10 protein-coding genes are annotated in these 15,201 nt (G+C 62.6%); 7 read left to right on the top strand and 3 right to left on the bottom strand.

The genetic code is table 11. The annotated features are described in order from the left end of the window. Nucleotide 1: 1 nt before the first annotated feature. Nucleotides 2–4,048, bottom strand: coding sequence for a DUF1588 domain-containing protein (locus ACMCNM_RS02180; protein WP_412763868.1), 4,047 nt, complete (start codon nucleotides 4,046–4,048; stop codon nucleotides 2–4). A 366-nt stretch (nucleotides 4,049–4,414) separates the two neighbouring features. Between ACMCNM_RS02180 and ACMCNM_RS02175 the strand changes: the two genes are divergently transcribed. Further along, nucleotides 4,415–5,389 carry a serine/threonine protein kinase gene (locus tag ACMCNM_RS02175; protein WP_186681307.1) on the top strand — a complete coding sequence of 325 codons (975 nt, stop codon included), beginning with the start codon at nucleotides 4,415–4,417 and terminating at the stop codon, nucleotides 5,387–5,389. 64 nt (nucleotides 5,390–5,453) lie between these two features. Beyond that, the gene (gene rarD / locus ACMCNM_RS02170) at nucleotides 5,454–6,341 is read left to right on the top strand and encodes an EamA family transporter RarD (RefSeq protein WP_085274054.1); all 888 of its coding nucleotides are present in this window, start codon (nucleotides 5,454–5,456) and stop codon (nucleotides 6,339–6,341) included. Nucleotides 6,342–6,675: 334 nt separating this feature from the next. On the opposite strand, the gene ACMCNM_RS02165 is transcribed toward rarD, so the two are convergent. Further along, nucleotides 6,676–7,194 carry a glycine cleavage system protein R gene (locus ACMCNM_RS02165; protein ID WP_027594342.1) on the bottom strand — a complete coding sequence of 173 codons (519 nt, stop codon included), beginning with the start codon at nucleotides 7,192–7,194 and terminating at the stop codon, nucleotides 6,676–6,678. A 453-nt stretch (nucleotides 7,195–7,647) separates the two neighbouring features. On the opposite strand from ACMCNM_RS02165, the gene ACMCNM_RS02160 reads away from it, so the two are divergent. Then, entirely contained in the window at nucleotides 7,648–9,825 is a 2,178-nt protein-coding gene (locus tag ACMCNM_RS02160) for a malate synthase G (protein WP_027594341.1), read from the top strand. A 130-nt stretch (nucleotides 9,826–9,955) separates the two neighbouring features. Here the strand turns inward: ACMCNM_RS02160 and ACMCNM_RS02155 are convergent, their stop codons facing one another. Continuing rightward, on the bottom strand, nucleotides 9,956–10,405 hold the full coding sequence (locus tag ACMCNM_RS02155; RefSeq protein WP_238212439.1) for a response regulator: 450 nt from the start codon (nucleotides 10,403–10,405) through the stop codon (nucleotides 9,956–9,958). Nucleotides 10,406–10,584: 179 nt separating this feature from the next. Here ACMCNM_RS02155 and ACMCNM_RS02150 point away from each other — a divergent pair, with 179 nt between their 5' ends. The 4 genes from ACMCNM_RS02150 (at nucleotide 10,585) to ACMCNM_RS02135 (ending at nucleotide 15,100) form a co-directional block, all read left to right on the top strand. Further along, nucleotides 10,585–12,522 (top strand): DUF294 nucleotidyltransferase-like domain-containing protein, encoded by a 1,938-nt coding sequence (locus ACMCNM_RS02150; RefSeq protein WP_412763867.1) that lies wholly within the window; start codon nucleotides 10,585–10,587, stop codon nucleotides 12,520–12,522. Next, nucleotides 12,519–13,229, top strand: a complete 711-nt coding sequence (locus ACMCNM_RS02145; RefSeq protein WP_274887179.1) for a PolC-type DNA polymerase III — start codon at nucleotides 12,519–12,521, stop codon at nucleotides 13,227–13,229. Before ACMCNM_RS02150 ends, ACMCNM_RS02145 begins: the two co-directional genes overlap by 4 nt. A 399-nt stretch (nucleotides 13,230–13,628) precedes the next feature. Continuing rightward, nucleotides 13,629–14,147 (top strand): RNA polymerase sigma factor, encoded by a 519-nt coding sequence (locus ACMCNM_RS02140; RefSeq protein WP_099428143.1) that lies wholly within the window; start codon nucleotides 13,629–13,631, stop codon nucleotides 14,145–14,147. After that, entirely contained in the window at nucleotides 14,144–15,100 is a 957-nt protein-coding gene (locus ACMCNM_RS02135; protein WP_412763866.1) for a FecR domain-containing protein, read from the top strand. Before ACMCNM_RS02140 ends, ACMCNM_RS02135 begins: the two co-directional genes overlap by 4 nt. Nucleotides 15,101–15,201 lie beyond the last annotated feature (101 nt).

Raw genomic sequence — 15,201 nt, 5'->3', positions numbered from 1 at the left:
GTCAATTCTCCTCTTGGCGCTTGAGGAACACAGGTGAGGTAGCCAGCTCGCGAATCATCTGGATCAACGAACCGTTGGTCTTGAGCGATTCGGCGGCAGCCTTCAACGTGCCCACCGACCCTGCAGACACTTTGTTGCCGAACATGAAACGGAAATAGCTGTCGGCCATGCAGGTTTGCGCCGTCAGGTTAGTGGGCAGCAGCCGAGCGATATCGCGCACGTTGTGGACGCTTGCCCAGTTCTCCAGGCCCGTGTTGCTGATGAACGGCCCTGCGGCATCAATGTTCACCTGCACCGGGAACTGCGCATGGTTGTAAGCCGGCTCGGTTTCGCGATAACGCCCGGACGCATCGTAGTTTTCCATGCTGGAACCGGTGTCGTTCATGTACTTGTGGCACTGCCAGCAACGGCCCTCCGAGGCCTGCTCGCCGTTGACCAGGTCCCAACGCTCGCGGGTTGTGATCGCCCTTGGCGGATACTGCGGCTCTTGCGGGTCGGCATCGACCGGCGCACCGAACTCCCGGCACAGCAGCTGCTCACGGATCATGATGCCGCGCTTGACCAGAGAGGTAGCCTGGTAGTCAGAGGTGGCCGCCTGGGTAGCGCCCAGGTGCAACAGCCCACCCCTTCGTTCATCGACCGTGACCTTGCGCATGTCGTCGCCGGTCACGCCCGCAATCGCGTACTGTTCTGCCAACCTTTGATTGAGGAAGGTATACCCAGGGTTGAACAGTGCATTGAATGCCCCGCCGCTCTTGAGCACCTCCCCCACTAGACGTGCCTGCTCCTGTCGCATGCTCTGGATGACCTCAGGCGCCAGCCCGGGCTTTTCCTGGATATCGCGGCTGGTCTTGATGTAGTAGCTGATGAAGCGGTTGAACTGTGCGATGCCCTGCTCACTCATCAGCATCTGCTGAGCCAGCGCCCCCATCTGCTCGGGCGTCTCGAGCTGGCCTTGTTCGGCTTTGCGCATGAGCTCTTCACTCGGCGTGGTACCCAGCATTGCGTAAGAAAGCGCTGTCGCTCGTTCGTTGGCGGTCAACTGATAGGTGCCGGATGTCCGGCCATCTGTTACGCCCAATTCGGAGCGGTACAGGAAGTGAGGTGACAACAGCAATGCTGCGACCAGCGAGGCATCATCATGGTCAGCCTTTACGGCCTCATACCGGCTCAACTCATCCGGGCTCAGTGGCCGTCGGAAGACGCGATGGCCGAGGCTTTCGACGCTCTGCTGAGCCAGCCATTGCGGGTCGACCTTGCCTGCCACATTCCACGCCACGTCATACAGCGTCTTCAGGTCTTCGGCGTTGATCATCCCCAGATCTGCCTCCCCGACGTATTTGAACGCTTTATCAAACTTGTCGGCCGGCAACGCATCGGCCTGCACGTGCACGGCAAACAGGTCGTGCACGCTGTTCACATACTCGTCACGGGTCAGCAGGCGCAGTTGCCGCTTGCCGTATGCTTGCCCAGGGTCCAGATAGCCGGCCCACAGTTCGTCATAGAAGTAATCCGCAATCTGCCCCGAGCAAGACGCATCGCAATGCCCACTCACGCTCATGCCGAGGATCTGCTGTACCAACGCTTCCTTGCCCGCCAGGCTCCAGTTGATGGCCTTGTTGGCATCCTGGAAGTACTGCACGGTGTGGCACTTCGCACAGGTGGTCGCCACAACCTGTTTGCCGAGTTCGGCGACGTGCTGGTAGCGCATCTGCACCTTCACTGCATCCCGGCTTTCTTCATCGATGTTCACGACCTGCTGGGTCGGCTCAGGCAGTTCGCCCTGGTAGTACGGGAAGTTGAATTTGTGCTCACCGACTGGTAGCAGCACGTCATGGGATCTGCCCCATGGCACCTTGATGACCTGCGCCTCCCCGTCGCTGATCAGGGTGACTTCCCATTGCTCCGGCGCCTCGCCACTGAATGCAGGCTTGGCCGGTGCAACCACGGTGGCCTTGACGGGTTGGAACGGTGGCCGTTCGATGTAGGCGAGTTGCACTACCTGCGCGTTCGGCGAGTCACTCAGCGTCACCTGCTGCTGGCGCTGGCTGGGTATCAGCTCACCGACGTTGTCCAGCGTGACCGTATACGTGCCGGCAGCCAGGCCCTTGATGCTCAGTGGCGACTCACCCCAGGCGACATCGAAACGCCGGCTGCGTCCATCGCTGCCCTTGAGCGTGCCACTGATCATCAGTGGCCGTACCTCGGGGCTTGGCGCCGCAGTGGGTTGCAGTTTGAGCAGGCTCTTGCCTATCACTTGCGTGGAGTCGAAGGTGATCCGGTAGATCACCCCGGCCAAGTCGTCGGACACCAGCAGCGAGTTGTCGCTCAATGGCAACATGTCGGCTGGGCGACCCAGGCACGAATCGTCCAGGCAATACACATTGAAGTGTTCTGTCGAGCCTCCCCAACCCGTTACCAGCGGGATCTGGTTGATAACCTCACGTCCGTCCTTGACTGTGAGCATGCGCAGCTCCATGCCTGGGCTGGCCTTGATCCCTGTGCCATGTACGGCCACCAGCAGGCGCTGGAGATTGGCGGCGTCGTTGTAGAACCCGTTCCAGAATTCGATGCCCAGCGGTGCGGTGTTGCTGCCCAGTTCATAGGCGGGCGCCTGATAATCTTCAGGCTTGAGCAGGTGCAATGGCTTGTCCGAAACGATCGCCCCATCGGCCAATGGCGGCACGATAGAGCCTGGCTCCTGGTATTCCTCCTGGGTAAACCCAGGCACATCGCGGCCGTAGAAATACGGCACGCCGAAATGCTGCCCTTCCTGGCTGATCAAGTTGACTTCGTCGGAGTTCAGGTAGCCCTGCCGGTTGTTATCGGTGAACCAGATCTTGCCGTCCGGGTGCCAGGTGAAGCCGACCGCGTTGCGCACGCCTCTGGCCAGCACCCGCGAGGTGCCGTTTTCGATGTCATAGCGCAAGACGGTGCCGTAACGCCCATCTGGCGGAATGATGCAGGTATTGCAGGGAATACCGACGGCGGTATAAAGGCCCTTGTCCAATGGATCAATCGGGTTGAAGTGCAACGGATGCTTCTGGTGCCAGATACGCTGACCAGGCCGGGCGAGCGGGAAGGCGGTGTCGTCGGCGGGGAAGTTCATCACCACTTCAGGCTTAGCATCACGATAGTGCTCATCGACATTGCGCACCCGATACAACTTGCCGGAGGTCGAGAAATACAGGTCGCCATCGCGGTACACCACGCCATGCGGCTCTTCCAGCCCAGAGGCAAGCAGATACACCCCTGTTGGCTTACCGGCCTCGTCCAGCGGGATCGCATAGATGAACCCGGCCGTGCGCGCTTCATAGGTGTAGACGGGGATGGCACTGGAACCGACGTAAAGCACCCGGTTACCCATCGCCATCTGCCGCGGTTGATACAAGCCGCTGGCGAACAGTTCCACCTTCACACCTGGCAGCGTTACTAGCCTGCTCAGGTCCAGTGGCTGGCGAAACTTGACCTCGAAGCTGATCTTTTCTGGCGTGTCAGGTTTGAATTCGACCTGGGTAGGCGTGGTCAGCGGCAGGTAACCCTGCGCTTCGTTCATGATCAGGTCGTACTTGCAGGCAGGAAGGTCAGGCAAAGTCAGCACTTCATCAGAACGCCCCGAGAACGGAATCGTCTCTTTTTTGCAGCGCAGCACGCCACTGACCTCAAGGTTGCGCCGCCCTGCCGGCCCGACCCCTTGCGCCGATGCCGTGAACGGTACCTTGCCCGCCACTGTGGTGAATGACAGTTCCAGGGTGTTGGTCTGGGGCTGAGCATTACAAGCACCAAGGTCGTTCCACGCATCGCGCCAGAGGTCGCTACCGTTGAATGCCTCACCGGGGGAGTAAGGTGGCTGATTACACCACTGCCAGGCACCGACAGTACCCTCTCTGTCGTTTTTGCATTGGAAGGCCCCGCCAACATTGGTCACCGAACTGTCCTGGCTGTAGGGGGTTTCTCCAGCAGCGGGCTTTTCATAGGCAGGCGCTTGGCACTGTTCAGGCGTTGCCTGTCGTGTTTTCGAGCGATCCTGCGAAGGTGCGAGGCTCATGTATCCCACCAAGCTTATCAGCAGTGCAGCAAGACCGAACGCAGCAAGACGGCGCATGAATCTTCTCCTTGTCGAAGCCACTCCGCGCACATGCGCAGGTGACAACCGCCCCGGTGCTCCAGTGGCCGATATGACCAAGCGAACCCGGGATCTATGAACCGTTCGTGCGCGACTGCCGATATGCGAGAGCGATGAGCAGGACGGTAAACCAGCATCCCTTTTGTGGGTACTGGCAGAAATGCTAGGTACCCGGCGGGTCAGCGTGCCTATTCGATCGCTTGCGCCTGCGAACCGATTGGGGGACGCTGGGCGCTCAGAGCGTCATTACAATGCGGGCGCTATGCCCCATGCCCCTGCGGAGCCTTCATGTCTCACCCTTTCGTTACCCTCACCCCCGACCTGGTCCTGGACGCCGTTGAAAGCATTGGCTTTCTCAGCGACGCCCGGATCCTGGCCCTGAACAGCTACGAGAACCGCGTCTATCAGGTGGGCATCGAAGACTCGCAGCCGCTGATCGCCAAGTTCTACCGCCCAGGCCGCTGGAGCGATGAGGCCATCCTCGAAGAGCACCGCTTCACCGCTGAGCTTGCCGATTGTGAAGTGCCGGTGGTCGCGCCTTTGCAACATGACGGCCGCACGCTGTTCGAGCACCAGGGTTTTCGCTTCACCCTGTTCCCCCGCCGCGGCGGCCATGCCCCGGAGCCCGGCAACCTCGACCAGCTGTATCGCCTCGGCCAGTTGCTCGGCCGCCTGCACGCCGTAGCCGCGACACGCCCGTTTGAGCACCGCGAAGCATTGGCTGTGGACAACTTTGGCCACGCATCACTGCAAACCCTGCTTGAGGGCAACTTCGTACCGCGGGAATTGCTACCTGCTTTCGAGTCCGTCGCCCGCGACCTGCTGAAGCGGGTCGAGGACATCTACGCGCGCACCCCGCACAAAGTGATGCGCCTGCACGGCGACCTGCACCCCGGCAACCTGATGCATCGCGACGAGGTCTATCACGTCGTCGACCTCGACGACTGCCGCATGGGCCCAGCGGTGCAAGACCTGTGGATGATGCTCGCCGGCAGCCGCGAGGAACGCCTCGGCCAACTGGCAGAGCTGATCGACGGCTACAACGAGTTCCACGACTTCGACCCTCGCGAGTTGCCCCTGATCGAGCCCTTGCGAGCCTTGCGCCAATTGCACCACAGCGCCTGGCTGGCCCGCCGCTGGGACGACCCGGCCTTCCCGCGCAGCTTCCCCTGGTTTGGCCAGCCGCGCTACTGGGGCGACCAGATTCTCGCACTGCGCGAGCAGATGGCGGCCCTCGATGAACAACCGCTGAAATTGTTCTAGATGTGTGCTGACCTCTGTCTACAATAGGCGTCGCTTTATTTAGCTACCTAAGCAAGGATTCTGCATGCACGCCGCAAACCCGCAACGCGGGTACATCCTGGGCCTCAGCGCCTACATCATCTGGGGCCTGTTCCCCCTTTACTTCAAGGCAATCCAGAGCGTCCCCGCCGTGGAGATCATCGTCCACCGGGTGCTCTGGTCAGCGTTGTTCGGTTCGCTGCTGCTCCTGGTATGGAAGCACCCAGGCTGGTGGCGTGAACTGCGCGACAACCCGCGCAGGCTGGCCATCCTCGCCCTGAGCGGCGCGCTGATCGCGGGCAACTGGCTGACGTATGTGTGGTCGGTGAACAACGGCCGCATGCTCGAAGCCAGCCTGGGCTATTACATCAACCCGCTGATCAACGTGTTGCTGGGCATGCTCATCCTCGGCGAGCGCCTGCGCCGCCTGCAATGGCTGGCGGTGGCCATGGCGGCCGTGGGGGTGGCCCAGCAGGTGTGGCAAGTGGGCAGCCTGCCCTGGGTGTCTCTGGTGCTGGCGCTGAGCTTCGGCTTCTATGGGTTGATCCGCAAACAGGCGCCGGTGGCGGCGCTGCCGGGCCTGGTGGTGGAAACCTGGATGTTGGTGCCGCTGGCCCTTGGCTGGATGTTGCTGCACCCCGCTGCCCTGAGCGCGCAGGGCGCGTTCTACACCAGTAGCGAAGCGTTGTGGTTGATGGCGGCAGGGCCAGTGACCCTGGTACCGCTGGTGTGCTTCAACGCCGCCGCACGCCACCTGCCGTATACCACCTTGGGCTTCCTGCAGTACCTGGCGCCGACGCTGGTATTGCTGCAGGCAGTGTTGCTGTTTGACGAGCATTTGTCGTCGAGCACGCTGGTGGCGTTCATGTTCATCTGGGCGGGTTTGGCGATCTATAGCGTCGATGCCTGGTTGAATTTGCGCAAACGCGCCTGATCAAAAAATGATCAAAACTCTGCAAGGTACGCCAGCCGTGGCTTGCAGAGACATCTCCAGAGGTTATCCACACCCTCGTCCCCGTGCTTTGTGCACAAGCTGCTGATATTTGGGTGTTTTTTGATCAAAAGCTTGCAAGGCTTGTGTTACCTGGGCTGGAGAGGTACGCCCCCAGGTTATCCACAGGGCCGTACCTGTGAAATGGGGGATAACCCTGGGGTCCGCTTCGCGGCCCATTCGCAGCACAAGGCTGCTCCTACAGAGGTTGCGTGGTACCTGTAGGAGCAGCCTTGTGCTGCGAATGGGCCGCAAAGCGGACCCCGGCAATCCCAAATCAATCCTCCGCCCGCAACTCCAACTCCACCATCAAATCATCCGCCAAACTCTCCAACCGCTGCCGCAGTTCATCCAGCGACAACGTCAACGGCAGCGCCAACAACGCATTGGCATGAAACAGCGGCTCGCTGCTCATCGGTGCAGGCCGCACTTCGGTGGTAAAGCGCTCCAGGTTCACCCCAAGCTCGGCCAGCAGCCGGGTGATATCACGCACGATCCCCGGCCGGTCATTGCCCACCAGCTCCATGGCGATCGGCTTCCAGGTGCACGAGGGCTCGATGCCGCTCTCGGCAATCAGTACGCGAATGTCATACCGCGCCAAGCCCTGCAACGACGCCACCAGCTCTGTGTAATTTTCTGCCGGCACCGCCACCCGCAAGATGCCGGCAAACTGCCCGGCCATGCGTGACATGCGGCTTTCCAGCCAGTTGCCGCTGTGGTCGGCGATGCATTGGGCAATGCGTTCGACCTGGCCGGCCTTGTCAGGGGCAATCACAGTGAGTACAAGATGATCCACAAGCCCTTCCTCTGCGTCGAACCGCGCTGGGCGGCGATAAACCGGGGGATCGGTTGAGTATAGGCAAGGCGCGGCAACCTGCCGCAGGGCAATCGACATAACGAATCGTGTACTGTTTCAAGATTTATCTGGAACAATCCACCTGTTTTTTGCGAACATACCCACTCCCAGCGTGACCATACGCGACCAACGGGTCGCACAACGACGCTTTTAGTCTGATTTTGCCCCGCCTACTGCTTCATGTAGTATCCCGTGGCGCGGACTACAAAACGTCGTTTGGATGTCTGCCAAGGCGCCTGTGAAAATACGCACACTGCCCGCCAGCCCGTCTGGCAGGCCGCACCCAGCCGCCCTAGGGTTCATTCACCCAGGGCACGCACTGGTGCCGTGTTTAGAGAAGCGCTACAGGCTTAATACAGAAGAGCGAAATAGCTGAGCAGAGTGAGGCAAGCAATGACTGGATACGTTCAAGTCGGTGGCCTTCAGGTCGCCAAGGTCCTGTACGACTTCGTGAACAACGAAGCCATCCCAGGGACCGGCATCGTCGCCGAGCAGTTCTGGGCAGGTGCAGAGAAGATCATCAATGACCTCGCTCCAAAGAACAAAGCCCTGCTCGCCAAGCGCGACGAGCTGCAAGCCAAGATCGACGCCTGGCACCAGGCACGCAAAGGCCAGGCCCATGACGCCGTAGCCTACAAAAGCTTCCTCCAGGAAATCGGCTATCTGCTGCCACAAGCCGACGATTTCCAGGCCACCACACAAAACGTGGACGAAGAAATCGCCCGCATGGCCGGCCCGCAGCTGGTCGTGCCGGTGATGAACGCCCGTTTCGCCCTGAACGCCGCCAACGCCCGCTGGGGCTCGCTCTACGACGCCCTGTATGGCACCGATGCCATCAGCGATGAAGGCGGCGCCGAGAAAGGCCAGGGTTACAACAAAGCGCGTGGCGACAAGGTCATCGCCTTCGCCCGCGCCTTCCTCGACGAAGCCGCGCCACTGGCTGCGGGCTCGCATGTCGACTCCACCGCCTACAGCATCCAGGGCGGCAAGTTGGTGGTCGCCCTCAAGGGTGGCAGCAACAGCGGCCTGCGTGACGACGCACAACTGATCGGCTTCGTCGGTGACGCCGCCGCGCCGACCGCCGTGCTGCTCAAGCACAACGGCCTGCACTTCGAAATCCAGGTCGATGCCAGCACCCCGGTCGGCAGCACCGATGCCGCCGGCGTCAAAGACATCCTGATGGAATCGGCACTGACCACCATCATGGACTGTGAAGACTCGGTTGCGGCTGTAGACGCCGATGACAAGGTGATCGTCTACCGCAACTGGCTGGGCCTGATGAAAGGCGACCTGGCCGAAAGCGTCAACAAGGGTGGCAAGACCTTCACCCGCACCATGAACCCAGACCGCGAGTACGCCGCGCCTAACGGTGGCAGCGTCACCCTGCACGGTCGTTCGCTGTTGTTCGTGCGCAACGTGGGTCACCTGATGACCAACCCGGCGGTCCTCGATGCCCAGGGCAACGAAATCCCGGAAGGTATCCAGGACGGGCTGTTCACCAACCTGATCGCCCTGCACAACCTCAATGGCAACACCAGCCGCAAGAACACCCGCACCGGCAGCGTGTACATCGTCAAGCCGAAGATGCACGGCCCTGAAGAAGTGGCCTTTGCCGCCGAAATCTTCAGCCAGGTCGAAGACCTGTTGGGCATGCCGCGCAACACCGTCAAGGTCGGCATCATGGACGAGGAGCGCCGCACCACGGTCAACCTCAAGTCCTGCATCAAGGCAGCCGCCGAGCGCGTAGCGTTCATCAACACCGGCTTCCTCGACCGCACCGGTGACGAAATCCACACCTCCATGGAGGCCGGCGCTGTGGTGCGCAAAGGCGCCATGAAGAACGAGAAGTGGATCGGCGCTTACGAGAACAACAACGTCGACGTCGGCCTGGCCACCGGCCTGCAAGGCCGTGCGCAGATCGGCAAAGGCATGTGGGCCATGCCCGACCTGATGGCCGCCATGCTCGAGCAGAAGATCGCTCACCCGCTGGCCGGCGCCAACACCGCCTGGGTACCTTCGCCGACTGCCGCGACCCTGCATGCCCTGCACTACCACAAGGTCGATGTGCAGGCACGTCAGCGCGAGCTGGCTACGCGCACCCCGGCGTCGGTCGACGACATCCTGGCCATCCCGCTGGCCGCCGACACCAACTGGTCGGACGAAGAGATCCGCAACGAGCTGGACAACAACGCCCAAGGCATTCTCGGTTACGTGGTGCGCTGGATCGATCAGGGCGTGGGTTGCTCGAAAGTGCCGGACATCAACAACGTCGGCCTGATGGAAGACCGCGCCACCCTGCGCATCTCGGCCCAGTTGCTGGCCAACTGGCTGCGCCATGGCGTGGTCAGCGAGGCGCAGGTGCTGGAAAGCCTCAAGCGCATGGCGGTGGTGGTTGACCAGCAGAACGCCAGCGACGCCCTGTACCGCCCGATGGCGCCGAACTTCGACGATAACGTCGCGTTCCAGGCCGCTGTAGAGCTGGTGATCGAAGGTGGCAAGCAGCCGAACGGTTATACCGAGCCGGTACTGCACCGCCGTCGTCGCGAGTTCAAGGCGCGTAACGGGCTGTAAATCGCAAGGGGCCGCTGTGCGGCCCATTCGCGGGCAAGCCCGCTCCCACAGGTACCCCACTCAGCTCGAATGCGTTGGGGTACTTGTGGGAGCGGGCTTGCCCGCGAATGCTATGGCACAAGCAACCGACCTACTTGAGCCCTAACTCTTTCTTTACCAGCCCCAGCAGTTTCCCCAGATCCACCGGCTTCAACAGAAAGTCCACCACCCCCAGGTGCATCACATCCACCGCCTCTTTCACATCGGTGTCGCCCGACACCACGATGATCGACAACGCCGCCCGCTCCGTCTCGCGCACCTGCCGGATCAGCTCCAGGCCATCCTTGGGTTCCATGCGCAGGTCGGTGATCATCAAGGCGATCCTTGGCTCGTAATACAGCTTGAACATGGCCTCCTGGGCACCGTCAGCCGTCATGCAGTCGATGCCTCTGCTTTTCAGGTACAGGCACAAGGCCTCGCTATTCACTGGATTATCATCCACCACCAGCACCACCGGTCGGGGCGCAACAGGCGCACTCACCACGGCCAGTGCCTCGCGTTCGGCGTCACTCAGGAGGTCGTCATGCTCAACCATGGTCATCTCGTCAAAAAGTCGTGCTCACGGTAAGACCGCATCTTGCGATATTGATCACACGCCGCTCATAGACTTACGTCCAATGTGCACCACAGCGCAGCCAGCCGACCATGGAGACCGAGAACAACAAGGCCGGCACCTATATATAGATATATATAGTTCGGCGTAGCGATACGGTCAGCTTCATGAGTAAAAAGGACGCCTACAGCCAGGCGGGCAGGACGGCTGTGCTACAGAACATACAAGGCACGTTGCAGTTTCTGCAGCGCTTCCCCCCGTTCAACCAGATGGAGCACGGCCACCTGGCGTACCTGGTCGAGCAGTGCCAGCTGCGCTTCTATGCCAGCGGCGAAAGCATCGTCAAACCCGCCGATGGCCCGGTCGAGCACTTCTACATCGTCAAGCAGGGGCGCGTCGTCGGCGAGCGCCAGCACCTGGTCAAACCCGGGGTGGAAACCACCTTCGAGATCACCAGCGGCGAGTGCTTCCCCCTGGCTGCGCTGCTGGGCGAGCGTGCCACCCGCACCGAGCACCTGGCCGGTGAGGACACCTTCTGCCTGCAACTGAACAAGGCCGCGTTCATCCGCGTGTTCTCCTTGTCGGAAGCCTTTCGCGACTTCGCCCTGCGCGGGGTCAGCAGCCTGCTCGACCAGGTCAACCAGCAAGTGCGCCAACGCGCCGTGGAAACCCTCGGCACCCAGTACTCGTTGAATACTCCCCTGGGCGAACTGGCCATGCGTCACCCGGTGGTCTGCAGCCCCGACATGCCGCTGCGCGACGCCGTGCGGTTGATGCACGAGCAGCAGGTCGGCAGCATTGTCGTGGTCGACCCCGCACGCTACCCGATCGGCATCTTCACCCTGCGCGACCTGCGCCAGGTGGTGGCGGCCGCCGATGCCGACCTGGGTGCGCCGATCGAGCGGCACATGACCGCCAAACCGTTCTACCTCAGCCCGCAGGCCAGCGCCTTCGACGCCGCCATGGCCATGACCGAGCGGCACATCGCCCATGTTTGCCTGGTGGACAACCAACGCCTGTGCGGGGTGGTCTCCGAACGTGACCTGTTCTCCCTGCAACGGGTCGACCTGGTGCACCTGGCGCGTACCATTCGTCATGCACCGCGCCTGGAAACCCTGGTTTCCCTGCGCGGTGAAATCAGCCAACTGGTCGAGCGCATGCTCGCCCACGGCGCCTCGTCGACGCAGATCACCCAGATCATCACGCTGTTGAACGACCACACCGTCTGCCGGGTCATCGAACTGGCCCTGGCCGAGCGCGGCGACCCAGGCGTGCCCTTCAGCTGGCTGTGTTTCGGCAGCGAAGGGCGGCGCGAGCAGACCCTGCACACCGACCAGGACAACGGCATCCTGTTCGAAGCCCGCGACAGCGCCGAAGCCGACGCGGTCCGGGCCCGCCTGCTGCCACTGGCGCAGTACATCAACCAATGCCTGGCCCAGTGCGGTTTCACCCTGTGCAAAGGCAATGTCATGGCCGGCAACCCCGAGCTGTGCCTGTCACGCAGCGAATGGGCGCAGCGCTTTGCCGGTTTCGTCCGCGAGGCCAGCCCGGAAAACCTGCTGGCTTCGAGCATCTATTTCGACCTGCGCGTGGTCTGGGGCGACGAGCAAGGCTGCGAGCAACTGCGCCAAAGCCTGCTGGCGCAGGTGGCCGACAACCGCCTCTTCCAGCGCATGATGGCCGACAACGCCCTGCGCCAGCGCCCACCGGTGGGCCGCCTGCGTGAATTCGTGCTGACCCGCCAAGGCAATGACAAAGCGGCCACCCTCGACCTCAAGGTGCAGGGCCTGACGCCCTTCGTCGATGGCGCGCGGTTGCTGGCCCTGGCCAATGGCATCGATGCCTGCAACACCCTCGAGCGCCTGCGCCAACTGGTGACGAAAGGCGTCATCGAGCGACTCGACGGCGCAGCGTATGAAGAGGCTTACCACTTCATCCAGCAAACCCGCATGCAGCAGCACCAGCGCCAGACCCGCGATAACCTGCCCTACTCCAACCGCGTCGACCCAGACAGCCTCAACCACCTGGACCGGCGCATCCTGCGGGAGTCGCTGCGCCAGGCGCAGCGCCTGCAAAGCAGCCTGGCCTTGCGGTACCAGCTATGAGCCTGTTCGCCTGGCTACGCCCCAGCCTGCCCGACCTGGACGACGCCTCGCGCCAGCGCCTGGCGCAGTTGCCCAAGCCCGCGGCGCTGGGGGTGTGCACATTGCGTGAACAGCGCTGGGTGGTGCTGGACCTGGAAACCAGCGGCCTCAACCCCAACCGTGACCAGGTGTTGTCGATTGGCGCGGTGGCCATTGAAGACGGCGCCATCGACTTTGCCCAGCAGTTTGAACGCACCCTGTACCGCCCGACCCAGAAGACCAACGCCAGCGTGTTGATCCACGGGCTGGGGCCCAGTGCCCTGGCGGCCGGCTGCGACCCGGTCGAGGCCTTGCTCGACCTGCTCGACTTCATTGGCGATAGCCCGGTATTGGCGTTCCATGCGCCCTTCGACCAGCGCATGCTCGCGCGCGCGCTGAAAGAAAGCCTGGGCTATCGCCTGCAGTTGCCGTTTCTCGATGTTGCCGAACTGGCGCCGATGCTCAACCCCGACACGGTGCTGCGCGAAGCCGGGCTGGATGACTGGGTTGCGCGTTTTGGGCTGCAGGTGGAAGAGCGCCACCATGCCAGTGCCGATGCCCAGGTGACTGCTGAGCTGGCCTTGATCCTGTTCAGCCAGGCCCGCCGCCAGCAGTTGGACAGCCCGTTGCAGCTGGAGCAGCGGTTGCGGGGGTGGCGTCGGCGTAAGGTGCATAGTCACGGTTTGTAGGGCTTGAGTGTTGTTGCGCCTGTGAGATCGAGCGCCGCCCGCGCGGCGCATCGCGAGCAACGCTCGCTCCTACGTTTATTTTTGGCCAGTAACGCCTGTGACAGGCGCGCGCGACCGCCTTGGCGCATGGCGCGTTATCGCGTCGAACATACAAAGCGGTCGCGCGCATATGCCCCAGGAATAATTGGCCCGAAACAAACGTAGGAGCGAGCGTTGCTCGCGATGCGCCGCGCGGGCGGCGCTCGATCTCACAGGCGCCAAATCACCCAATCATTACACCCGGCGGCGCCCCCACCATAGTGGCAATCCGATAAGCGTCCATTGCGCCCCGCCCCCTGCCTCTGCAACAATCGCGAATAATTATCGTTAGTTAATGCATTCGTTCCGGGGGGACGCTGCTTGTCTTCTGCACACAGCCCACACGCCGAGCTGGTCGGTGCGCTTTACCGCGACCATCGCAGCTGGCTGCTCGCCTGGCTGCAACGCAGCATGGCCTGCCGTCAGCGTGCCGAAGACCTGAGCCAGGACACCTTTGTGCGCCTGCTCGGCCGTGATCGACTGGAAACGCCCCGTGAGCCGCGCGCCTTTCTGGCCGCCGTGGCCAAGGGGCTGATGTTCGACCATTTCCGCCGCACCGCGCTGGAGCAGGCCTACCTGGCCGAGCTCGCCCTGCTGCCCGAAGCCGAACACCCCTCCCCGGAAACCCAACACCTGATTCTCGAAGACCTCAAAGCCATCGACCGCCTGCTGGGCAAGCTGTCGAGCAAAGCGCGGGCGGCCTTCCTGTACAACCGCCTGGACGGCATGGGCCATGCCGAAATCGCCGAGCGCCTTGGCGTTTCGGTCTCGCGGGTACGCCAGTACATCGCCCAAGGCCTGCGCCAGTGCTATGTGGCCCTGTACGGGGAGCCGACGTGAACGGCTCACCGGTATCGTCCCGCGTCCTGGAAGCGGCCATCGCCTGGAAGCTGAGCTTGGATGAAGGCAGTGGCACGCCTGATGAGCGCAACGCGTTCATGCGCTGGCACGCCGCCAGCGAAGAGCATGCCCGCGCCTGGCGCCAACTGGGCAGCCTCGACCAGCGCGTGAGCGCCGCTGCCGGGCCTGCGCGCCAGGCACTGCTGCAGTCGCGGGCCGGGCTGCGGCGGCGCATCGGCAAGGTTGGCAGCGGCCTGGCCGGGATGTTGCTGCTGGGCTCACTGCTGGCCTGGGTCGGCGCCCCCTCGCTGTCACCGAACTATTGGCTGGCCGACCAACGCACCGCCACCGGCGAGCTGCGCACCCTGCGCCTGGAAGACGGCACCCTGCTGAGCCTGAACACCCATACCGCGGTGGATATCGACTACGAAGGCGAGCAACGGGTGATCGTGCTACACCAGGGCGAAATCTCGGTCGAGACTGGCCACCAAGATCCACGCCCGTTGCTGGTACGCACCGACGACGGTCGCCTGCGCCCGCTTGGCACACGCTTCCTGGTGCGCCGTGAGGCACAGGGCACACGTCTGGAAGTGCTGCAGGCCTCGGTCGCGGCCATGCCGCTGAACAGTGGCGACGAGCAGGTGTTGCGCGAAGGCCAGCAGGTGCTCATGGATGCCAACGGGCTTGGCCAGGTCGGCACAGTCGCCGTCGGCGCCGATGCCTGGACCCGCGGCATGCTGGTGGTGGACAACGTGCGCCTGGCTGACTTGCTGGCCGCGCTCGGGCATTACCGCAGCGGCCATCTCGGGGTGGCTGACGAAGTTGCCGACCTGCGTGTCACCGGCAGCTTCCCGCTGACCGACACCGACCTAGCCCTGGCGTCGCTGGAGCCGGCACTGCCGGTGCAGATCGAGCGGCATACGCCGTGGTGGGTGACCGTCAAGGCCAAATAGTGATCTGTTGTTCTGGCGCGAATGCACTGTAGGAGCAGCCTTGCGCTGCGAAGAGGCCCGCGACAACACAGTGGATCTTCGCTGCTTTCACTGGCCTCTTC

Source organism: Pseudomonas sp. NGC7, from assembly GCF_047159675.1.
GTDB lineage: Bacteria > Pseudomonadota > Gammaproteobacteria > Pseudomonadales > Pseudomonadaceae > Aquipseudomonas > Aquipseudomonas kermanshahensis.
This window is presented reverse-complemented; position numbering and strand designations above follow the sequence as displayed.